This is a genomic window from Enterobacter sp. NFIX58 (assembly GCF_900110475.1).
GTDB lineage: Bacteria > Pseudomonadota > Gammaproteobacteria > Enterobacterales > Enterobacteriaceae > Enterobacter > Enterobacter quasiroggenkampii.
Window position 1 is genome coordinate 1283503 of the sequence record NZ_FODW01000001.1, and the last position, 22308, is coordinate 1305810.

The following is a 22308-nucleotide window of genomic DNA, read 5'->3' on the forward strand; positions in this document are numbered from 1 at the left end:
GCGTACACGTGTTAGCTATCCTGCGTCCTTCACTAAAATAAGGCTTACTGAGAACATGGTAGATAAACGCGAATCCTATACAAAAGAAGATCTTCTTGCCTCTGGTCGCGGTGAACTGTTTGGCGCGAAAGGCCCACAGTTACCGGCCCCGAACATGCTGATGATGGACCGTGTCGTGAAAATGACCGAAACCGGCGGCAACTTCGATAAGGGTTACGTAGAAGCAGAACTCGATATCAACCCGGACCTGTGGTTCTTCGGTTGCCACTTTATCGGCGATCCGGTAATGCCTGGCTGTCTGGGTCTGGATGCGATGTGGCAGCTGGTTGGCTTCTATCTGGGCTGGCTGGGTGGTGAAGGTAAAGGCCGCGCGCTGGGCGTAGGCGAAGTAAAATTCACCGGCCAGGTTCTGCCTACAGCGAAGAAAGTGACCTATCGTATTCACTTCAAGCGCATCGTTAACCGCCGCCTGATTATGGGCCTGGCAGATGGCGAAGTGCTGGTCGACGGTCGTCTGATCTATAGCGCAAGCGACCTGAAGGTTGGCCTGTTCCAGGACACGTCCGCGTTCTGATCGTGCTTTTTGCACCCCCGGAAAGGCGAAACCTCCGCATTGCGGAGGTTTCTTTTTTAAAAGAGACGTTATCAGGCTATGAGTGCCCTGTCGCCGATGGCTTCTCGCCAGCCTCCAAGCCATTGTGACCTTTGATTTATCGTCTGATAAGGACACATTTCTTTAGAACGTCCAGCGATGCCGGCCTGATAACCACGTTGATGAGCCCGTTCCAGGCGATCTCGTTTCTGTCTCTTCATGCCTCGTTTCCCTCATTCTTTTGTCTGGTGGAAAGAAAACAGTGTCTGCACTATCTGCACAGGCACAGATAACGAATACCCCGAATTAGTCGCATCGTCAATGTTCAAAATTCATACGGGTGTCATATTTGTGAGCTACCTGGAAGATCATTTGTACAAAAATTGTGACGTGGCACAAGTAACGGCCTGAAGTGAAAACGAAAAAAAACCGCAATCAGCAACAGACCGATTGCGGTTTTTGATGATGAATTTTACTTATGGCAGCCGGGAAATCTCTCTTGCGATACTGGCCGACTCCTGCGCCCAACCCTGAGCCAGGACTTTCACCATTTCGTCATAGCCATCCTTCTGCTGCTTCAGCTCCAGATGGAAAGGACGCTTAATCAGCTGCCCCTGATGATTCAGCAACCACTCCCCGCTGATCACCACCGCACCGTCATAGCGGCCGTGGAAGCCCGTTACGGTGACGTTCAGCGTATCCTGATCGTTACCCAGCGGCTGCGACGCGACAACCCAGCCCGGAAGCTGGCTACCCAGATTGGCCACCAGCGTGTTGCGCAGCTGCTGATCCAGCGGGCTGGCCCACAGGTTGTTGGTCGCAATCACGTATTTAACGTCACTGGTCTGATAGACCACGCCGTTTCCTGCCAGATAATCCGGCACGGCAACCTGCTCAACCCACAGCTGACGGTTTCCCTGACTCGCCGTGCTTTGCCCGCCGCTGTGGGTCGCCACAGGCAGCTGATAGTAGCTTTTATTCTCTACCCCTGAACTGCACGCCGTTAACAGCAGAGCGCCAACCATCAATAGCCACTTTTTCATTCTTTTGCCCTCTTCGGCTCAGGATCCTTTTTATCTTTCGCTTCGAACACCAGCGCGTTGCTCTTCTCGTTGAGCGTTTTCAGAACAGGCTGCAGTTCACGCAGGACCTGATCAAGACGCTGCATATCTGCCACCATCTTGTTATAGGCTGCTGAGCCCGGCTGGAAGCCCTGCATACTGCGGTTCAGCTCACGCAGCGTTTTCTGCATGTCCTGCGGCAGCTGCTGCATGCTCTGGCTCGCCGTGATCTTGTTGATGTTATCCAGCGTGGTTTGCAGGCGCTGCATTGTCTCCTGACTCTGATGTAACGACCCGGTCGCCGCTTCAATCATCGGATTCAGTGGCAGATTGTTGATCTTATCCAGCGTCTCCATCAGACGCTGCTGGATCTGCGCCAGGCCGCTGCTCACCGTTGGGATGATCTTATAGCCACCGAATTCACGGATACCGGTAATCGGCGGTGCTTTCGGGTAGAAGTCCATATCCACATACAGCGCACCGGTGACCAAGTTGCCGGTTTTCAGCGACCCGCGCAAACCGCGTTCCATCAGCTGAGAGATATGGGCTGCAATATCCTGATTTTCGCCAATCTGGTTTAGCAGACGCTCCGGCTCAATGCGGATCAGCACCGGAATGCGATAGTCATCATCCAGCATCTGGCTCAGACCCGGGACGAAGAACGGCACTTGCCCAACCGTACCGAGGCGAATACCGCGGAACTCAACGGGCGCCCCCGGCTGCAGGCCGCGAACGGAGTCTTTAAAGAACATCAGGAAGTCAACGTGATCGGTATAGAGCGCATCCTGAATGCTTTTTTGATCGTCAAAGAGACGGAAAGCGGTGTTCTCTGCAACCGGCTGGCCCAAATCCAGGCCCTCCGGCACATCAAAACTCACGCCGCCGCCAAACAGCGTGGTCAGCGAGCCCATTTCAACGCGCATGCCTGCCGAAGTCAGATCCACCGCGATCCCGCTGTCTTTCCAGAAACGGACGTTGCTGGTGACCAGGCGATCGTTTGGCGCATTAATGAAGAGCTGATAGCTGATCGCGCGTTTCTGCGGATCAAATGTGCTTTTCTCAACCGACCCGACCCGGTAGCCGCGGAACAGAACCGGGTCGCCCGCCGTGAGCTGACCTGCTTTTTTACTGTCGAGGATCACGCGGATACCCTTGGCATCAGGCGGCGCAAGCGGCGGTGAGTCCAGGAGCTGGTATTTGGCTGGCTGGTTACCCTTAGCGCCGGGCTGCAGCTCAATGTAGGCGCCCGAAAGCAGCGTCCCTAAGCCGCTGATCCCTTCACGCCCCACCTGCGGCTTAACGACCCAGAAAACGGAATCGCCGTGCAGCAGTTTTTCCATGCCGGCATTAAGGCGCGCCTTAATCTCCACATGGGTTAAATCGTCCGTCAGGGTTGCGCTTTCGACCACGCCCACATCCACGCTACGGCTTTTGATGGTCGTTTTACCGCCCTCAATCCCCTCGGCATTGGTGGTTATCAGCGTCACTTCCGGTCCCTGATGACTGTAATGATAAAACAGGATCCAGGCACCGATCAGCGCAGTCACGATGGGAAAAATCCACACCGGAGACCAGTTTTTGACCTTCTGCACTTTCGCCTCTCCACTCTTATTTTCCATGCTCTTACTCTTCCTCATGGCTTGATTCAGGCTCACGATCCCACGATAAACGAGGGTCGAAGGTCATGGCCGCAAACATGGTCATGATCACGACCAGTGCAAACATTAAAGCCCCCATCGCAGGATAAATACTCATCAAACCGCCCATCCGCACCAGCGCAGAGAGAACGGCGATGACAAACACGTCAATCATTGACCAGCGTCCGACAAACTCGACCACTTCATAAATCAGGTGCATGCGTTCGCTATCGCGTTTCCCATGACCTTTCGCATCCCAACAGAGCCAGGCGATGGCGATCATTTTTAAGGTGGGCACCATAATACTGGCGATAAAGATGACGCCAGCGACCGGATAGGAACCTTCGCCCCAGAGCAGTATCACCCCGGCGAGGATCGTCGAGGGCATTTTGTCACCGAGCAAATCGGTGATCATGATTGGCAAAATATTGGCTGGCAGATACAGCATGACGGACGTGATCAGCAGCGCCATCGTCCACTGCAGGCTATTTTTACGGCGTACGTGCCCCTTTGTTTCGCAGCGCGGACAGACGTCGAGATCGGCGGGCAGCACGGCGGTACAGCACGGGCACGAGCGAAGCCCCTGGCGAATGCCGGGCACCCCGACCTTCACCGTCTGTGAAAGCGTCGGCGCTGGCGCGATATCGTCCCACGCCCAGCGTCTGTCCACACACTGGAAGGCGCGCAACTGCAGAACGCAGTAAAGACACCAGGGAATAAAGCTGCTGCCAATCCCCACGTCGCCGTACGCCATCAGCTTCACGAAGCTGACCAGAATCCCCGCCAGAAAAATCTCGGCCATCCCCCAGCTTTTGAGCTGAAAAAGAATACGCGCCAGTCGGATTTTCAGCGGTGCCGGCATCCTGACGCGGTTCACCAGCAAAAGGATGACGACCAGGCAAAAAGCCGGGACTATCTGGACAAACAGGAGAAAAAAGGTCCCCAGGCTGGCGTAATCTTCCGAGAACATCACGCCCGGGATTTCAAGCAAATCCACCTGGCTGGTGATCCCCCCCACCTTCATATAGATGAAGGGGAAGAGATTGGAGAGCAGCAGCATAAATAAGGCTGCCAGAGCGTAAGCAGTGGGACGCTGTCGCGGCGCGTCCCACTCGGTTGTCAACGTCGCACCGCAACGTGGACACAGGGCTTTATGTCCGTGACCAAGCTCTGGCAACGCCACGAGCATATCGCATTGCGAGCATAAAATATGCCTGTCGGCATGGTGCTGGTCACACATATGTTATCCCTGTTTATGCGCCGTTTTTCAGAGACTCAAGGTACTCCCAGCGCTCAAATGCTTCTTCCAGGGCTTTTTCAGCCGCGGACAGTTCTGACAGTACTTTCTGAGTATAGTCATGCGATTGAGTAAAGAATGACGCATCAGCAACCTGTGTTTGCAGATCCTCAAGCGCGGCCTCCAGCTCTTCAAGACGCTGCGGTAGCCCCTCCAGTTCGCGCTGCAGGTTATAGCTTAGTTTAGCCGAGGTTTTCTTGACAGTTTCTGCTTTTGTTACAGCAGGTTCAGAACTTATTTTGGACTTTGACTGCTTCGTCGCCAGCGACTGTGCCTGTTGCCCTTTTGCATCGTGATAACCGCCGACATATTGACCAATTCGCCCTTCACCTTCGAAGATCCAGCACTCGGTCACGGTGTTATCAACGAACTGACGATCGTGGCTGACCAGCATCACGGTGCCCTGATAGCCGTCAATCAGCTCTTCGAGTAATTCCAGCGTTTCGACATCCAGGTCATTCGTCGGCTCATCGAGAATCAGCAGGTTGCTTGGCTTCAGGAACAGGCGCGCCAGCAGAAGACGGTTTCGCTCACCGCCGGACAGCGCGCGCACCGGCGTCATGGCGCGTTTCGGATGGAACAGGAAGTCCTGCAGGTAGCCCAGCACGTGGCGAGGCTTGCCGTTCACCATCACTTCCTGCTTACCTTCGGCGAGGTTGTCCATCACCGTACGGTCCGGATCCAGCTCCGCGCGGTGCTGGTCGAAGTAGGCGACCTCCAGCTTGGTCCCGCAGTGAATGCGTCCGCTGTCGGCCTGCAGCTGGCCCAGCATCAGTTTCAGCAGCGTGGTTTTACCGCAGCCGTTCGGGCCGATGAGCGCAATTTTGTCGCCGCGCTGAACCTGCGCGGAGAAATCGTTCACCAGCACTTTACCGTCAACCTGATAGTTGACGTTTTCCATTTCAAAGACAATCTTGCCGGAACGGGACGCCTCTTCCACCTGCATTTTGGCGCTGCCCATCACTTCACGGCGTTCGCTGCGCTCGCGACGCATCGCCTTCAGGGCACGCACGCGGCCTTCGTTACGGGTACGGCGGGCTTTGATGCCCTGGCGGATCCAGACCTCTTCCTGCGCCAGCTTGCGGTCGAATTCGGCATTCTGCAGCTCTTCCACGCGCAGGTTTTCTTCTTTTTCCAGCAGATACGTATCGTAATCGCCGGGATAGGTCACCAGCTTGCCGCGGTCGAGGTCGACAATGCGCGTCGCCATATTGCGAATAAACGAACGGTCATGCGAGATAAAGATGATGGTGCCGCTGAAGGTTTTCAGGAAACCTTCCAGCCAGTCGATCGCTTCGATATCCAGGTGGTTGGTCGGTTCGTCCAGCAGCAGCACCTTCGGCCCGCTGACCAGCGCGCGGCCCAGGGCCGCTTTACGCAGCCAGCCGCCGGAGAGCGCCGACAGCTCCATATCGGGTTCCAGGCCGAGCTGCGCCAGTACTTCATTAATGCGGTTTTCAAGCTGCCACAGACCGTGGTGATCGAGCATCTCCTGCACTTTCGCCAGTTCGTTGAGGTTTTTGTCGCTCGGATCGGTCATCACCAGATGCGAAATCTCGTGATAGCGCTTCAGGTATTCAGCCTGCTCGGAGATCCCTTCCGCCACGAAATCGTAAACGCTGCCGGTCACGTGACGCGGTGGATCCTGCTGCAGGCGGGAGACAATCAGATCCTGCTCGTAAACAATACGCCCGTCATCCAGCCCCTGTTCACGGTTAAGGATTTTCATCAGCGTGGATTTACCCGCGCCGTTACGGCCCACCAGACAGACGCGCTCGTTATCTTCGATGTGCAGTTCTGCATTGTCGAGAAGCGGTGAGTCGCTGAAAGAGAGCCACGCGCCGTGCATACTAATTAAAGACATTTATTTTTCCTTTCAGACCGCGGTAATCAACCAGCAGTTATGGATTTGACGGTTACGGGCAAAGTCCTGAGACAGCGTTTTTTGGCTGATTTCTTGTGCTTTCAGTCCCAGGGCTGCTAAGCCGTCATGATCCATACGGAAGCCGCGTTTGTTGTTCGAGAACATAATGGTGCCGCCTTTGCGCAGCAGGCGCTTCAGGTCGGTCATCAGGCGCAGGTGATCGCGTTGTACATCAAAGCTATCTTCCATACGCTTGGAGTTGGAGAAGGTCGGCGGATCGATAAAGATCAAATCAAACTGCTCGTCGGTATCGCGCAGCCAGCCCAGCACGTCAGCCTGCATCAGGCGATGCTGACGTCCGGTTAAGCCGTTAAGACGCAGGTTGCGCTCCGCCCATTCCAGATAGGTACGGGACATATCCACCGTGGTGGTGCTGCGCGCGCCGCCCAGACCGGCATGCACGCTGGCGCTGCCGGTATAGGAGAAGAGATTCAGGAAGTCCTTGCCTTTACTCATCTGGCCCAGCATGCGTCGAGCGATACGGTGGTCGAGGAACAGACCGGTATCCAGATAGTCGGTCAGGTTGACCCACAGGCGCGCGTTGTATTCGCCCACTTCGATAAAGTCGCCCTTCTCGCCCATCTTCTGGTACTGATTTTTGCCTTTCTGACGTTCACGCGTTTTCAGCACCAGCTTGTTTGGCGCAATACCCAGCACGGCGATGGTGGCGGCAATGACGTCCAGCATGCGCTGACGCGCTTTTTGCGCATCAATGGTTTTCGGCGGCGCATATTCCTGAATCACCACCCAGTCCGCGTAGCGGTCAACCGCCACGTTGTATTCCGGCAGGTCGGCATCGTACAGGCGATAGCATTCAATGCCCTCCTGCTTCGCCCACTTCTCAAATTTCTTCAGGTTCTTGCGCAGGCGGTTGGCGTAATCTTCCGCCACGCCGGACGGCTTGCTGTCGGCCGCCTTCTCCGCCAGATGGTAGTTTTTCTGCACGCAGTCCAGCGGGCCGTTTTTCGCTTTAAACTGGCGATCGGCACGCAGCTGCAGGCAGCTCAGCAGTTCCGGCGAGGCACTGAACAGAGACAGGTTCCAGCCGCCGAAGTGGTCCTTCATATTGCGGCCCAGCAGGCTGTGCAGGGCAATCAGCGCCGGTTCGCTATCGAGACGTTCGCCGTATGGCGGGTTGCTGATGACGGTACCGTACGGGCCTTTTGGCAGCGGGTTGGTCAGGTTCGCCACGTCTTTCACTTCAAAGGTGACCAGCTCGCCGATACCGGCACGGCGGGCGTTGCTGCGCGCACGCTCAATGACGCGAGGGTCGCTATCGGAGCCGTAGAAATGAGAGGTATATTCCGCCAGCCCCTTACGCGCGCGGGTCTGCGCGTCGTCTTTGACCTCTTTCCAGAGCGCTTCATCGTGCTGCGCCCAGCCCTTGAAGCCCCACTGGCCGCGGTGCAGTCCCGGCGCGCGGTCGGTGGCCAGCATGGCCGCTTCAATCAGCAGGGTACCGGAACCACACATCGGGTCGAGCAGCGGCGTGCCCGGCTGCCAGCCGGAGCGCATCACAATCGCGGCCGCCAGGGTCTCTTTGATGGGTGCCATACCGGTACGATCGCGGTAGCCGCGCAGGTGCAGGCCCGCGCCGCTCAGATCGAGGGAGATACTCGCCGTGTCGCCGTTCAGCCAGACGTTAATACGCAGATCGGGGTTTTCACGATCGACGTTGGGACGTTCCTTATTTTTACGCGTGAAGCAGTCCACAATGGCGTCTTTTACGCGCAGGGCACCGTACTGGCTGTTGCGGATCTCGTCGTTCACGCCGTTGAAATGCACCGCAAAGGTGGCATTCGTGGTGAAAATCTCTGTCCAGTCGATCATCTGTACGCCGGTATAGAGATCAAGGTCGCTATAGACCTTGCACTCCTTCATCGGCAGCATGATGCGCGACGCCAGGCGGCTCCACATCAGGCTCTGGTAAATAAGCCGCGTGTCGCCCTCAAAATGGACACCACCCTGAACCACCTGACACTCTTGCGCGCCCAGGCTTTCCAGTTCAGTTTTTAACAGCTCTTCCAGCCCACGGGCCGTACTGGCAAACAGAGAATTCATATCGTCACTTTTACTCTTAGAAAATTGTCGCGCATTATAGCTAATATGGCGTGTATGTCATAAAGTTGAAGGCTTATTTTCATTCGAGGGAGTGTGCAGTGGCGACGTTATCCAGGCTTTTTATTCATCCGGTGAAATCCATGCGCGGCATCGGCGTCTCTCACGCGCTGGCCGACATGAGCGGATTTGCCTTTGATCGTATTTTTATGGTCACCGAGCCTGACGGTACGTTCATTACCGCACGCCAGTTCCCTCAGATGGTTCGCTTTACCCCTTCCCCGCTTCACGACGGTTTGCACCTTACCGCACCGGACGGTTCCAGCGCGGTGATTCGCTTTGCTGATTTTGCGCCCGTCGATGCGCCAACGGAAGTGTGGGGTAACCATTTTACCGCGCGCATCGCCCCGGATGAGATTAACCGCTGGCTGAGCGGCTTCTTTTCCCGGGACGTGCAGCTGCGCTGGGTTGGGCCTGAACTGACGCGTCGCGTGAAGCGCCACGACGCCGTTCCCCTCTCCTTCGCCGATGGCTTCCCGTTCCTGCTGACCAACGAAGCCTCGCTGCGTGATCTACAAGGCCGCTGCAAAGCCAGCGTTCAGATGGAACAGTTCCGTCCGAACCTGGTGGTGACGGGTGCAGAGGCCTGGGACGAAGATACCTGGAAAGTGATCCGCATTGGCAGCGTCATTTTTGACGTGGTGAAGCCGTGCAGCCGCTGCATTTTCACGACGGTCAGCCCGGAGAAAGGCCAGAAGCACCCTTCCGGCGAACCGTTGAAGACGCTGCAGTCATTCCGCACCGCGCAGGATAACGGTGATGTCGATTTCGGCCAGAACCTGATCCCGCGCTCCAGCGGCGCGATCCGCGTTGGTGATGAGGTAGAAGTGCTCGCCCGTGGGCCAGCAAGGGTGTACGGCTCGGGTCAGGAAGAGGAGTTTGTCGACGTTGAGACAAACGTCGCCGCTGCGGTAGAGATTCACTGGCAGGGCAACGTGATCCGGGGTAATAACCAGCAGGTATTGCTTGAGCAGTTGGAACAAGCAGGGATCCGCATCCCCTATTCCTGTCGCGCAGGAATTTGCGGATGCTGCCGCATCAGGCTGGTGGATGGCGAAGTGAGTGCGTTGAAAAAATCGGCAATTGGAAATGACGGCACAATTCTGTGCTGTAGTTGCGTCCCGAAAACGTCCGTACAGCTGGAAGCTTAAACCGCCTGCTCGAGGCTGAAGGCATCCACGCGAAGCTGGGGCTTCAGCCTGTCGTTCATAACCTTAATGGCATCTCCAAGCTGCATTGTCCGCCCGGCAATCGTCACGCCGGGCTGGGCCAGCAAACAGAGCGCGGCATTTTCGCCGGGCTCCACCACCAGCAGGCTCACCTCTTCTGCGGTATCGCTCAGATTGACGCTGGCCGCATCACCCGTTGCCGGGGTCCAGTTCATGCCGTGCGGCAGGAAATGCCAGCTCTTTGGCATTTGCGGTTTCAGGAAACGGATAGCCACCAGCGCATTTAATACCAGCTCGGCACGCTGCTCTTTCGAGAGCACCAGATCGCGACATTTTTCCTCAAAGGAGAAATACAGCGCAGCGTCATCAACGCAAAAGCCTGACGGGGAAAAGGCGTCCGGGGTTAACATTCGGCGGGCAAAACGAGAGCGAAACAACATGCCATTGGCTAAGTCGAGCATCATTCGGTCATGCTCGTCGCAAAAATACCAGCGCCAGTTATCGTCAGGTTTAATTCGCATGTTTCTCTCCCGTCCCCGAAACGTCCTGTACTAAAAATGTCCTGATCGCCGCTTCGTTTATAACACCATTAATAAAAGACTATAATGTCTAAATAAGCAACAGTGACGGAATATAAAACAACCAGGGCTGGAAATAAAGCCCTGGTTGTCTGATTAGGAGAAAAGATTAGATATGAGTAACGATTTCTTTAATCAGCGACGGCCCTTTAAAAATAAAGCCGGAATAGATTTGCACCAGTGACGCACCCGCTGCCATCTTCTCGCGCGCAGCAATCACCGAGTCAATGCCACCGACGCCAATAATCGGCAGACGGCCATTTAATTCCGCAGACAGAGCACGAATAATTTCGGTGCTTTTTAATTGCACCGGACGGCCGCTTAACCCACCCGCTTCGTCACAGTTTTTCATTCCCTGCACGAGGGAGCGATCGAGGGTGGTATTGGTCGCAATCACACCATCAATATTATGACGAACTAAACTGTCGGCAACCTGGATCAATTCTTCGGAAGAAAGATCCGGCGCGATCTTAACCGCGACCGGAACATATTTATGGTGGATCGACTGGAGTTCATTTTGTTTATTTTTAATGGCACTCAGAAGATCGTCCAGCGCCTCACCATATTGTAAGGATCGCAGCCCCGGGGTATTGGGGGAAGAAATATTCACCGCAATATAACCGGCATAGGCGTAGACTTTTTCCATACAAATCAGATAGTCATCTTTACCCTGCTCGACCGGCGTGTCTTTATTTTTGCCGATATTGATGCCCAGAATTCCGTCAAAGTGGGCTTTTTTAACGTTCTCGACGAGGTGATCAACACCGTGGTTATTGAAGCCCATGCGGTTGATCAGCCCTTCGGCTTCCACCAGTCGGAACAGGCGCGGCTTGTCATTTCCCGGCTGCGGACGCGGGGTAACGGTGCCGATTTCAATGGAGCCAAAGCCCATCGCGCCCAGGGCATCAATGCACTCGCCGTTTTTGTCCAGACCGGCCGCCAGACCCAGCGGATTTTTAAAGGTCAGCCCCATGCACTGCACAGGTTTTACCGGCACATGCTGGCGCACCAGCGCGGCCAGAGGCGTTCCGGTAATACGACGTAATTGCTGGAATGTCAATTCATGAGCGCGCTCAGGGTCGAGCTGGAAAAGGGCTTTACGAACGAAGGGGTAGTACATGAACTCTCCTGGATTCCCGGTGTGCAAACCGGGAGGGGATTATGGGCGATCCCGGCGAGAAAGGGAATTGACCTGCGGCAAAAAATCAGCGTAAAACGCAATCGTTTACCTCCCCGTCTATTTCTTATGCACTTTTTCGCATTTTAATTGCAGATAAATCATTTAGTGGAATAAACGCGCGGTGTCACACTCCTTAAAATTGTTATGAATGTTAGATAAAAGCAAACAATTAGTTATAAGGAGGAAGTATGCGCGTCATTACCCTGGCCGGAAGTCCACGATTCCCGTCGCGCTCCAGCGCCCTGCTGGAATATGCCCGTGAAAAACTGAATGCTCTGGATGTGGAAGTGTGCCACTGGAACCTGCATAACTTCGAACCTGAAGATTTGCTCTACGCCCGTTTCGACAGCCCCGCCCTGAAAACCCTTATTGAGCAACTTAACGGCGCGGACGGCCTGATCGTGGCCACGCCGATTTATAAAGCCTCTTTTTCCGGGGCGCTGAAAACCCTGCTCGATCTGCTTCCGGAACGCGCGCTGGACGGAAAGGTGGTGCTGCCGCTGGCAACGGGCGGTACGGTTGCCCATTTACTGGCCGTGGATTATGCCCTGAAGCCGGTGCTGAACGCGCTGAAAGCGCAGGAGATCCTCCACGGCGTTTTCGCCGATGACTCACAGGTTATCGACTATCAGCATAAACCCCACTTTACGCCCAACCTGCAAACCCGCCTCGATAACGCTCTGGAAACCTTCTGGCATGCCCTGCATCGCCGGGATATCCAGGCCCCGGCGTTTGGTCAGCCTCAAGGAGTCGCCCATGTTTAAAATCTTAACCCGCATCGGACTGGCCGGTTTGATGGCATTTACCTCGCTGGCCCATGCCGCAGAAACGGCTCCGGAAAGCTTACGTATCGGCTATCAGAAAGGCAGCGTCAGCATGGTGCTGGCAAAAAGCCACCAGCTTCTGGAAAAGCGCTTCCCGGACACCAAATTCTCCTGGGTGGAGTTCCCTGCCGGCCCGCAGATGCTGGAGGCCCTTAACGTGGGCAGTATCGATCTCGGCAGCACGGGCGATATTCCGCCGATATTTGCCCAGGCGGCGGGAGCGGACCTCGTCTATGTAGGCGTTGAGCCGCCCAAGCCGAAGGCCGAGGTGATCCTGGTGCCTGAAAACAGCGATATTAAAACTGTCGCCGATCTCAAAGGCCATAAGGTCGCATTCCAGAAGGGTTCTAGTTCACACAACCTGTTGCTGCGTGCCCTGCAAGAGGCCGGGCTCAAGTTCACTGACATTCAGCCTGTTTACCTGACGCCTGCCGACGCGCGCGCCGCGTTCCAACAGAAGAACGTTGATGCCTGGGCCATCTGGGATCCGTACTACTCCGCCGCATTACTGCAGGGCGGCGTTCGCGTGCTGAAAGACGGTACCACGCTGAAGCAGACCGGCTCGTTCTATCTGGCCGCGCGCCCTTATGCGGAAAAGAACGGCGCATTTATTCAGGGCGTGCTGGATACCTTTACCCAGGCCGATGCCCTGACTCAGAGCCAACGTCAGGAGAGCATTGCCCTGCTGGCGAAAACCATGGGCTTACCTGAGCCGGTGATCGCGAGCTATCTCAACCACCGTCCGCCGACCACCATTACGCCCGTTGACGCGCACGTCGCCGCGCTTCAGCAGCAAACGGCCGACCTCTTCTATCAAAACCACCTGGTTCCAAAACAGGTCACTATTCGCGAACGCATCTGGCAACCCGCAGGCAAAGAAGGAGCTAAATCATGAGTCTGAATCTTTTCTGGTTTTTACCCACCCACGGTGATGGACACTATCTTGGCACAGAAGAGGGTTCACGCCCGGTTGACCATGGCTACCTGCAGCAGATTGCACAGGCGGCGGACCGAATCGGTTTTACCGGGGTGCTGATCCCGACCGGACGGTCATGTGAAGATGCGTGGCTGGTCGCCGCGTCGATGATCCCGGTCACTCAGCGTCTGAAATTCCTGGTCGCGTTACGCCCGAGCGTCGTCTCTCCTACCGTGGCGGCACGTCAGGCGGCAACGCTGGACCGACTGTCCAACGGCCGCGCCCTGTTTAACCTGGTGACGGGCAGCGATCCGCAGGAGCTGGCGGGCGACGGCGTGTTCCTCGACCATACCGAACGCTACGAAGCCTCCGCCGAGTTCACCCGCGTCTGGCGACGCCTGCTGGAAGGGGAAACCGTTACCTTTGAAGGCAAGCATATTCACGTTCGCGACGCGAAGCTCTACTTTCCGCCGGTGCAGCAGCCGCGCCCGCCGCTCTATTTTGGCGGGTCGTCGGATGTGGCGCAGGATCTGGCCGCAGAGCAGGTCGATCTCTATCTGACCTGGGGCGAACCGCCTGAACTGGTAAAAGAAAAAATTGCCCAGGTTCGCGCGAAAGCGGCTGCCCATGGCCGCAAGGTGCGCTTCGGTATCCGTCTGCATGTGATTGTGCGCGAGACCAATGAAGAAGCCTGGCAGGCGGCGGACCGCCTGATCTCCCATCTGGATGATGAAACGATCGCCAGAGCCCAGGCCGCATTTGCCAAAACCGACTCCGTCGGGCAGCACCGGATGGCCTCCCTGCACAACGGCAAGCGCGAGAACCTGGAAATCAGCCCGAACCTGTGGGCAGGCGTCGGTCTGGTGCGCGGCGGTGCAGGCACAGCGCTGGTCGGCGACGGCCCGACCGTGGCCGCGCGTATCAATGAATACGCCGAACTGGGCATCGACAGCTTTATTCTCTCCGGTTATCCGCATCTGGAAGAGGCGTACAAGGTGGGCGAACTGCTGTTCCCGCACCTGGATGTCGCCATTCCGGAGGTGCCGCAGCCGCAGCGGCTTCAGCTTCAGGGCGAAGCCGTGGCGAACGAATTCATTCCACGCAAAGCCGCACAGAGCTAAGGAGTGACCATGTCTGCCACCTCACAAAAATGGCTGCTGCGCGCCGCGCCGTGGTTTTTACCCGTCGGCATTGTGGCGCTCTGGCAGCTCGCATCGTCTACCGGCTGGCTATCGAGCCGCATTCTGCCCTCTCCGGAGGGCGTTGTAGAAGCGTTCTGGTCGCTGAGCGTTAGCGGAGAACTGTGGCAGCACCTGGCGATCAGCTCCTGGCGCGCCGTGATCGGGTTTTCCATCGGCGGCAGCATCGGGCTGGTCCTGGGCCTGATCAGCGGCCTTTCACGCTGGGGTGAACGGCTGCTGGATACCTCCATCCAGATGCTACGTAATGTGCCGCATCTGGCGCTGATCCCGCTGGTCATTTTGTGGTTTGGAATTGATGAGAGTGCCAAGATCTTCCTTGTGGCGCTGGGCACGCTGTTCCCGATTTACATCAATACCTGGCACGGCATCCGCAATATCGATCGTGGTCTGGTGGAGATGGCGCGCAGCTACGGCTTATCGGGTTTTTCCCTCTTTATTCATGTGATTCTGCCGGGCGCCCTGCCCTCCATTATGGTCGGCGTGCGTTTTGCGCTCGGCCTGATGTGGCTGACGCTGATTGTGGCGGAAACCATCTCAGCTAACTCCGGGATTGGCTACCTGGCGATGAACGCCCGTGAATTCCTGCAAACGGACGTGGTGGTGGTTGCCATTATTCTTTATGCCCTGCTCGGCAAACTCGCTGACGTCAGCGCCCAGTGGCTGGAGCGCAGCTGGCTGCGCTGGAACCCGGCCTATACCCTTCAGGAGGCGAAAGCATGAATACGGCACGACTGAATCAGGGGACCCCGTTACTGCTGAACGGCGTCACCAAACGCTACGGCGAAAACACCATTCTTAACGGGCTGGATCTGCATATTCCCGCCGGACAGTTTGTGGCCGTTGTCGGACGCAGCGGCGGCGGCAAGAGTACGCTGCTACGGCTGCTGGCCGGACTGGAAGCCCCCAACGGCGGCGACATTCTGGCAGGGACAACGCCGCTTGCGAATATTCAGGACGATACCCGCATGATGTTCCAGGACGCGCGGCTGCTGCCGTGGAAAACGGTTATCGATAATGTCGGGCTCGGCCTTAAGGGCAGCTGGCGGGATGAAGCCCGCCAGGCGCTGGCCGCCGTTGGGCTGGAAAATCGCGCCGATGAGTGGCCTGCTGCCCTTTCGGGTGGACAGAAGCAGCGCGTGGCGCTGGCGCGGGCGTTAATTCACCGTCCGGGCCTGCTGTTGCTCGATGAACCGCTGGGCGCGCTCGACGCCCTGACGCGAATCGAAATGCAGGATTTGATTGAATCCCTCTGGCAGGCGCACGGCTTTACGGTACTGCTGGTGACGCATGACGTGAGTGAAGCCGTCGCAATGGCCGACCGGGTGCTGTTAATAGAGGAAGGGAAAATCGGTCTGGATCTGACGGTGGATCTTCCGCGGCCTCGTCGCGTGGGTTCGGCAAGACTGGCGGAGCTGGAGGCTGAGGTATTGGATCGGGTGATGAAGCGAGGGGAAACGGAGTTGCGGCGAGTTAAGGCTAATGTCTGACACCCTCACTCCGGCCCTCTCCCACGGGGAGAGGAAGGAAACACTAAAAACGGCAACCGAGGTTGCCGTTTTGCGTTTACCTGCCCACCGGGCTTTTTTTCTACATCACGCTAAGGCTTTAGCAATCTTCTCGTACAGATCGCCAGACAGGTTTTCCAGCCCTTTCAGCTGCTCAAGCGCGGCACGCATCTTCGCCTGACGCTTCGCATCGTAGCGTTTCAGACGGATCAGCGGCTCAATCAGACGCGACGCCACCTGCGGGTTACGGCTGTTCAGCTCGGTCAGCATTTCCACCATGAACTGATAACCGCTGCCGTCTTCGGCGTGGAACGCGGCCGGGTTGCTGCTGGCAAACGCGCCAATCAGCGAACGCACGCGGTTTGGGTTGCTCAGGGTAAAGGAGCGATGCTTCAGCAGGCTGCGCACGTTGCTGAGCGCATCGGCCGCCGGGCTGGTCGCCTGCAGGATGAACCACTTGTCCATCACCAGGCCATCCTGATGCCACTTGTCGTCGTACTCCTGCATCAGCGCATCGCGGCATGGTAGTTCGGCGGCAACGCTTGCGCCCAGCGCGGCCAGCGCGTCGGTCATGTTATCCGCTTCGTGATACTGCTTGCTCACCAGGGTGTTCGCCAGCTCGGTTTCACCAAACGCCAGATAGCGCAGGCAGGTGTTGCGCAGAGAACGTTTACCGATGTCCGCGTGCTCAACGTGATAAGCGTCAAGCTTGTTGGCGTTATAAATGGCGAGGAACTCGTCCGCCAGCTCAGCAGCCAGCGTACGGGTCAGCGCTTCACGCACCGCCACGATCGCGATCGGATCGATAATCTCGAACAACTCCGCGATTTCCGTTGCTGACGGCAGGGTCAGAATTTCAGCGGCGAGCGCCGGGTCAATTTTCTCATCCAGCAGGACCGCGCGGAACGCGTCAGCGACGTGAACGGGCAGCGACAGCGGCTGGCCCTGCTGATGACGGTTTACGTTGAGCTTGATGTAGGTCGCCAGCAGGCTTTGTGCGGCATCCCAGCGGGAGAAGTCGTTACGCGCGTGACGCATCAGGAACGTCAGTTGCTGATCGCTCCACTTGTACTCCAGCTTCACCGGCGCGGAGAATTCACACAGCAGCGCAGGCACCGGCTGGAAATAGACGTTATCGAAGATAAAGGTCTGCTCGGCCTGGGTCACGTTCAGCACGTGGTGTACCGGGTGGCCGCCCTTCTGCAGTGGAATGACTTTGCCTTCGTTATCGTACAGCTCAATGCTGAACGGAATATGCAGCGGGTATTTCTCTTCCTGCTCTGCCGTCGGCGGCGTGCGCTGGCTGATGGTCAGGGTGTACTGCTCGGTTTCTGGATTGTAATCGTCTTTGACGGTAACAATCGGCGTACCGGCCTGGCTGTACCAGCGGCGGAAGTGGGAAAGATCGACATTAGAGGCATCTTCCATTGCCTGCACAAAATCGTCGCAGGTGGCCGCGCTGCCGTCATGACGCTCGAAGTAGAGCTGCATCCCTTTCTGGAAGTTCTCTTCACCCAGCAGAGTGTGGATCATGCGGATAATTTCAGCGCCTTTCTCATACACCGTCAGGGTGTAGAAGTTGTTCATTTCGATGACTTTATCCGGGCGGATCGGATGCGCCATTGGGCTGGCATCTTCCGCAAACTGCAGGCCGCGCATGGTTCGCACGTTGTTGATGCGGTTCACCGCGCGTGACCCCATATCGGAGCTGAACTCCTGGTCACGGAAGACGGTCAGGCCCTCTTTCAGGCTCAGCTGGAACCAGTCGCGGCAGGTGACGCGGTTACCGGTCCAGTTGTGGAAATATTCGTGGCCGATGACGCGTTCGATATCGAGATAATCTTTATCGGTGGCGGTATCGGTGCGCGCCAGCACGTATTTGGAGTTAAAGACGTTCAGGCCTTTGTTTTCCATTGCGCCCATGTTGAAGAAATCAACGGCGACGATCATATAGATGTCGAGGTCATATTCGAGGCCGAAGCGCTCTTCGTCCCACTTCATGGAGTTGATGAGCGAGGTCATCGCCCACGGCGCGCGGTCCAGGTTACCACGGTCAACAAACAGCTCCAGCGCCACCTCGCGGCCTGAGCGCGTTTTGAAGGTGTCGCGCAGCACGTCGAAATCGCCCGCCACCAGCGCAAACAGGTAGCACGGTTTTGGGAACGGATCCTGCCACTGAACCCAGTGACGGCCATTCTCCAGTTCGCCTTCACCTACGCGGTTGCCGTTGGAGAGCAGGAAGGGATACAGGGTTTTATCGGCGATGATTTTAGTGGTGAAGCGCGCCAGGACATCCGGGCGGTCGAGATACCAGGTAATGTGGCGGAACCCTTCCGCTTCACACTGGGTACACAGCGCCACGCCAGACTGGTACAGCCCTTCCAGCGCGGTATTGGCGGCCGGGCTGATTTCATTCACGATGCGCAGCGTAAACTGATCCGGCAGGTTGTCGATGACCAGCTGGTTGTTTTCTTCTTTATAGTCCGACCAGGCTTCATCATTAATATGCAGGGAGACCAGCGTCAGGTCTTCGCCATCCAGACGCAGCGGCACGGCAGTTGCGCTGTGGCGCGTCACCTGACTCACCGCCGTGACAACGGTTTTAGTGGCATCCAGGTCAAAAGTCAGATCGATTTCGCTAATCAGATAATCCGGCGCACGGTAGTCGTGGCGGTATTTGGCTTGTGGCTGTTGTGTCATAGAAAACCTTATGCATCGTTTGTCGAGTAACGTTTCAATATATTCCTGTTGCGCAAAACGCGCTATGCAGAATGTTCATCTTTTCAGGGTCAACACCTTTTTTTGCTACATTTGTATAACACGGGGCACAAAATGCCCTCGACCATAAAACGCGCTTATGTTGTGATCGGGGTTCAATAAATCACTAAACAAGGTATACTCCGGAGTTGTTTATTGTACTAAACGCTCCTGTGAGAGGATGCTACTGCGCACCTATGACTCAATTCGCTTCTCCAGTTCTGCATACGTTGCTGGATACCGACGCGTATAAACTGCATATGCAGCAAGCCGTTTTCCACCATTACTATGACGTTCATGTCGCGGCGGAATTCCGCTGCCGTGGCGACGACTTGCTCGGTATCTACGCAGACGCCATTCGTGAACAGGTCAATGCTATGCAGCATCTGACGCTGCAGGACGAGGAATATCAGTGGCTTTCTGGCCTGCCTTTCTTCAAAGCCGACTACCTGAACTGGCTGCGCGATTTCCGCTATAGACCGGAGCAGGTCACCGTGGTTAACGATAATGGCAAGCTGGATATTCGCCTTGAAGGTCCGTGGCGGGAAGTGATCATGTGGGAAGTGCCGCTTCTGGCGGTGATCAGTGAACTGGCTCACCGCTATCGCTCACCGGAAACGGGCGTAGCGCAGGCGGTCGCCTCGCTGGAAAACAAGCTCGCTGACTTCTCCACGCTGACCGCAGAGCTGGACATGTCCCGCTTCCGCCTGATGGACTTTGGCACCCGTCGCCGTTTTTCGCGCGACGTCCAGGAAGCCATCGTTAAACGTCTGCAACAGGAGCCATGGTTCGTGGGCACCAGTAACTACGATCTGGCCCGTCGCCTCAACCTGACGCCAATGGGTACCCAGGCACACGAGTGGTTCCAGGCGCATCAGCAGATCAGCCCTGACCTGGCAAACAGCCAGCGCGCGGCACTGGCTGCATGGCTTGAGGAGTACCCGAATCAACTCGGGATCGCCCTCACCGACTGTATTACGATGGATGCCTTCCTGCGCGACTTTGGACCTGAATTTGCGGAGCGTTATCAGGGATTACGCCACGATTCAGGGGATCCGATTGAGTGGGGCGAGAAGGCCATTGCCCATTACGAGAAACTGGGCATTGATCCGATGAGCAAGGTGCTGGTCTTCTCCGATAACCTCGATCTGGCGAAAGCCGTCGAACTCTATCGCCATTTCAACGCCAGAGTGAACCTGAGCTTTGGGATTGGTACCCGGTTAACCTGCGATATTCCTCAGGTAAAACCTCTGAATATCGTGATAAAGCTGGTGGAATGTAACGGCAAGCCGGTGGCGAAACTCTCCGACAGCCCGGGCAAAACCATCTGCCATGACAAGGCGTTTGTCCGCGCATTGCGCAAAGCCTTCGATCTTCCCCAGATCAAAAAAGCCAGTTAAGCGCTTAAGGGAGCCTTCATGGCTCCCCTCTTCTTATTTATTTCTCAATTCTTCTCTTTTGACTGCGAAATTTACTTGTCTGATAGCGGATGGCAGGTAACATAGATATCCCCCCATAAGGGTGGACAAGTGTTTATTTTTTCCGACTATTAACAGAGAGAATATTATGAGCGTTGTGCCTGTAGCCGACGTACTCCAGGGCCGTGTCGCCGTTGACCAGGAAGTCACCGTGCGCGGATGGGTGCGTACCCGCCGAGATTCTAAAGCTGGCATCTCCTTCCTTGCCGTCTATGACGGTTCCTGCTTTGATCCTGTACAGGCCGTCATTAATAATTCTCTGCCCAATTACAATGATGACGTTCTGCACCTGACGACGGGCTGTTCCGTTATTGTCACCGGCGTGGTCGTGGCATCCCCGGGTCAGGGTCAGAGTTTCGAAATTCAGGCTTCTGCCATCGAAGTCACCGGCTGGGTTGAAGATCCGGATACCTATCCGATGGCGGCTAAACGTCACAGCATTGAGTATCTGCGTGAAGTGGCGCACCTGCGTCCACGTACCAACCTGATTGGTGCGGTTGCTCGCGTACGTCATACGCTGGCGCAGGCGCTGCATCGTTTCTTCGATGAGCAGGGTTATTTCTGGGTGTCTACCCCGCTGATCACCGCGTCCGATACGGAAGGCGCCGGTGAGATGTTCCGCGTCTCAACGCTGGATCTCGAAAACCTGCCGCGCACCCCGGAAGGTAAAGTGGACTATGACAAAGACTTCTTTGGTAAAGAGGCCTTCCTGACCGTATCCGGTCAGCTCAACGGCGAAACGTACGCCTGCGCGCTGTCTAAAATCTACACCTTTGGCCCTACCTTCCGTGCCGAAAACTCCAACACCAGCCGTCACCTGGCGGAATTCTGGATGCTGGAGCCTGAAGTGGCGTTCGCCAACCTGGACGATGTTGCGGGTCTGGCGGAAGCGATGCTGAAGTATGTCTTCAAAGCGGTGCTGGAAGAGCGTCCGGACGACATGAAATTCTTCGCCGAGCGCGTAGACAGCGACGCAGTAGCTCGTCTGGAGCGCTTCGTCTCTGCCGATTTTGCGCAGGTGGACTACACCGATGCGGTGGCGATCCTCGAGAAATGCGGTGAGAAGTTCGAGAACCCGGTTTACTGGGGCGTAGACCTGGCGTCTGAGCACGAGCGCTATCTGGCCGAGAAGCATTTCAAAGCGCCGGTTGTCGTTAAAAACTATCCGAAAGACATTAAGGCCTTCTATATGCGCCTTAACGAAGACGGTAAAACCGTGGCGGCGATGGACGTCCTGGCGCCGGGCATCGGTGAAATCATCGGTGGTTCACAGCGTGAAGAGCGTCTTGACGTGCTGGACGCGCGTATGGAAGAGATGGGTCTCAACCCTGCGGACTACAGCTGGTACCGCGATCTGCGTCGTTACGGTACCGTACCGCACGCTGGTTTTGGTCTGGGCTTCGAGCGTCTGATCGCCTACGTGACCGGTGTGCAGAACGTTCGTGACGTGATTCCGTTCCCACGTACACCACGTAACGCCAGCTTCTAATCGGTAAAAGACTAAAATGGCCAGCTTGTGCTGGCCATTATTTTATTCTGCATTGTCAGTTTTCGTCAGCGCAAAGTCAGCTTCTTTAAACCATCACCCCGTCACAATCCCTGGTTGTTACGTTTTATTTCCACGAAATATCCAGCCACAAAAAATAAGCCCCATTCTTATTGCGATTATTACATTCTCAAGCCATAGCACAAATTTCAACCAGTTTTACAGCCATCCAGAAGGCTTTTCAGCGCCATAAGAAAAAACGAGTCGTTTAGCGTCTGTTTATATGAAATGCCTTTATCCAAATTAATCATAAGGAATTCATATATATAGGATATGTCCTGTCGCTTAATTCGCCAGGGCGCTCTGAAGTTTGAGGTGGTTCACAAAGTTCCCAAAAATACACATTTAGTTACATATATTTTCTTTTGGTTACCTAATCTTGAGAATTGTAGCACTTTCAGGCTAGCGAAACGCTTCGGCGAATGGAAAGATGCCTGTCAGATACATAAAGACACCAAACTCTCATCAATAGTTCCGGAAATATTTATTGACAGAATTTATTGACGGCAGTGGCGAGTGTCATA

The 22308-nt window shown here is 55.9% G+C and carries 18 protein-coding genes; 9 read left to right on the plus strand and 9 right to left on the minus strand.

Annotated elements, in window-relative coordinates; translation table 11 throughout:
• Window positions 1-55 precede the first annotated feature (55 nt).
• Complete coding sequence (gene fabA, locus BMW97_RS06400) at window positions 56-574, plus strand: 3-hydroxyacyl-[acyl-carrier-protein] dehydratase FabA (protein ID WP_008499931.1); 519 nt, start codon at window positions 56-58, stop codon at window positions 572-574.
• Window positions 575-645: 71 nt separating this feature from the next.
• On the opposite strand, the gene rmf is transcribed toward fabA, so the two are convergent.
• From rmf to rlmKL, 6 genes are all read right to left on the minus strand, one after another.
• Window positions 646-813 carry a ribosome modulation factor gene (rmf, locus tag BMW97_RS06405; protein ID WP_013097261.1) on the minus strand — a complete coding sequence of 56 codons (168 nt, stop codon included), beginning with the start codon at window positions 811-813 and terminating at the stop codon, window positions 646-648.
• Between the two features lie 255 nt (window positions 814-1068).
• The gene (gene pqiC, locus BMW97_RS06415) at window positions 1069-1635 is read right to left on the minus strand and encodes a membrane integrity-associated transporter subunit PqiC (protein WP_045908366.1); all 567 of its coding nucleotides are present in this window, start codon (window positions 1633-1635) and stop codon (window positions 1069-1071) included.
• Window positions 1632-3272: an intermembrane transport protein PqiB gene (pqiB, locus tag BMW97_RS06420; RefSeq protein WP_024907768.1), complete on the minus strand. Its 1641-nt coding sequence runs from the start codon at window positions 3270-3272 to the stop codon at window positions 1632-1634. The genes pqiC and pqiB overlap by 4 nt, the downstream gene beginning before the upstream one ends.
• A 4-nt stretch (window positions 3273-3276) precedes the next feature.
• The gene (gene pqiA / locus BMW97_RS06425; RefSeq protein WP_045908367.1) at window positions 3277-4530 is read right to left on the minus strand and encodes a membrane integrity-associated transporter subunit PqiA; all 1254 of its coding nucleotides are present in this window, start codon (window positions 4528-4530) and stop codon (window positions 3277-3279) included.
• A 13-nt stretch (window positions 4531-4543) separates the two neighbouring features.
• Window positions 4544-6451 (minus strand): ABC transporter ATP-binding protein, encoded by a 1908-nt coding sequence (locus BMW97_RS06430; RefSeq protein WP_032639317.1) that lies wholly within the window; start codon window positions 6449-6451, stop codon window positions 4544-4546.
• Window positions 6452-6463: 12 nt separating this feature from the next.
• The gene (rlmKL, locus tag BMW97_RS06435) at window positions 6464-8572 is read right to left on the minus strand and encodes a bifunctional 23S rRNA (guanine(2069)-N(7))-methyltransferase RlmK/23S rRNA (guanine(2445)-N(2))-methyltransferase RlmL (protein ID WP_045908368.1); all 2109 of its coding nucleotides are present in this window, start codon (window positions 8570-8572) and stop codon (window positions 6464-6466) included.
• 98 nt (window positions 8573-8670) lie between these two features.
• Between rlmKL and BMW97_RS06440 the strand changes: the two genes are divergently transcribed.
• The gene (locus BMW97_RS06440) at window positions 8671-9780 is read left to right on the plus strand and encodes a YcbX family protein (protein ID WP_045908369.1); all 1110 of its coding nucleotides are present in this window, start codon (window positions 8671-8673) and stop codon (window positions 9778-9780) included.
• Here BMW97_RS06440 and zapC read toward each other — a convergent pair.
• Both zapC and pyrD read right to left on the minus strand, forming a co-directional pair.
• On the minus strand, window positions 9777-10319 hold the full coding sequence (zapC, locus tag BMW97_RS06445) for a cell division protein ZapC (RefSeq protein ID WP_032651189.1): 543 nt from the start codon (window positions 10317-10319) through the stop codon (window positions 9777-9779). The genes BMW97_RS06440 and zapC overlap by 4 nt on opposite strands.
• A 166-nt stretch (window positions 10320-10485) precedes the next feature.
• The gene (pyrD, locus tag BMW97_RS06450; protein WP_045908370.1) at window positions 10486-11496 is read right to left on the minus strand and encodes a quinone-dependent dihydroorotate dehydrogenase; all 1011 of its coding nucleotides are present in this window, start codon (window positions 11494-11496) and stop codon (window positions 10486-10488) included.
• Window positions 11497-11744: 248 nt separating this feature from the next.
• On the opposite strand from pyrD, the gene ssuE reads away from it, so the two are divergent.
• Genes ssuE through ssuB form a run of 5 tightly spaced genes read left to right on the plus strand, consistent with a single transcriptional unit; the run spans window position 11745 to window position 15985 of the window.
• Complete coding sequence (ssuE, locus tag BMW97_RS06460; RefSeq protein WP_008499940.1) at window positions 11745-12320, plus strand: NADPH-dependent FMN reductase; 576 nt, start codon at window positions 11745-11747, stop codon at window positions 12318-12320.
• Complete coding sequence (locus BMW97_RS06465) at window positions 12313-13275, plus strand: sulfonate ABC transporter substrate-binding protein (protein WP_045908371.1); 963 nt, start codon at window positions 12313-12315, stop codon at window positions 13273-13275. Before ssuE ends, BMW97_RS06465 begins: the two co-directional genes overlap by 8 nt.
• Complete coding sequence (ssuD, locus tag BMW97_RS06470; protein ID WP_045908372.1) at window positions 13272-14417, plus strand: FMNH2-dependent alkanesulfonate monooxygenase; 1146 nt, start codon at window positions 13272-13274, stop codon at window positions 14415-14417. Before BMW97_RS06465 ends, ssuD begins: the two co-directional genes overlap by 4 nt.
• A 9-nt stretch (window positions 14418-14426) precedes the next feature.
• Window positions 14427-15218, plus strand: coding sequence for an aliphatic sulfonate ABC transporter permease SsuC (gene ssuC, locus BMW97_RS06475; RefSeq protein WP_023311016.1), 792 nt, complete (start codon window positions 14427-14429; stop codon window positions 15216-15218).
• The gene (gene ssuB / locus BMW97_RS06480; protein ID WP_045908373.1) at window positions 15215-15985 is read left to right on the plus strand and encodes an aliphatic sulfonates ABC transporter ATP-binding protein; all 771 of its coding nucleotides are present in this window, start codon (window positions 15215-15217) and stop codon (window positions 15983-15985) included. Before ssuC ends, ssuB begins: the two co-directional genes overlap by 4 nt.
• A 105-nt stretch (window positions 15986-16090) precedes the next feature.
• Here the strand turns inward: ssuB and pepN are convergent, their stop codons facing one another.
• On the minus strand, window positions 16091-18703 hold the full coding sequence (gene pepN / locus BMW97_RS06485; RefSeq protein ID WP_045908374.1) for an aminopeptidase N: 2613 nt from the start codon (window positions 18701-18703) through the stop codon (window positions 16091-16093).
• Between the two features lie 254 nt (window positions 18704-18957).
• On the opposite strand from pepN, the gene pncB reads away from it, so the two are divergent.
• Together pncB and asnS are read left to right on the plus strand one after the other, a co-directional pair.
• Entirely contained in the window at window positions 18958-20160 is a 1203-nt protein-coding gene (pncB, locus tag BMW97_RS06490) for a nicotinate phosphoribosyltransferase (RefSeq protein WP_045908375.1), read from the plus strand.
• Window positions 20161-20326: 166 nt separating this feature from the next.
• Entirely contained in the window at window positions 20327-21727 is a 1401-nt protein-coding gene (gene asnS, locus BMW97_RS06495) for an asparagine--tRNA ligase (protein ID WP_023615887.1), read from the plus strand.
• Window positions 21728-22308 lie beyond the last annotated feature (581 nt).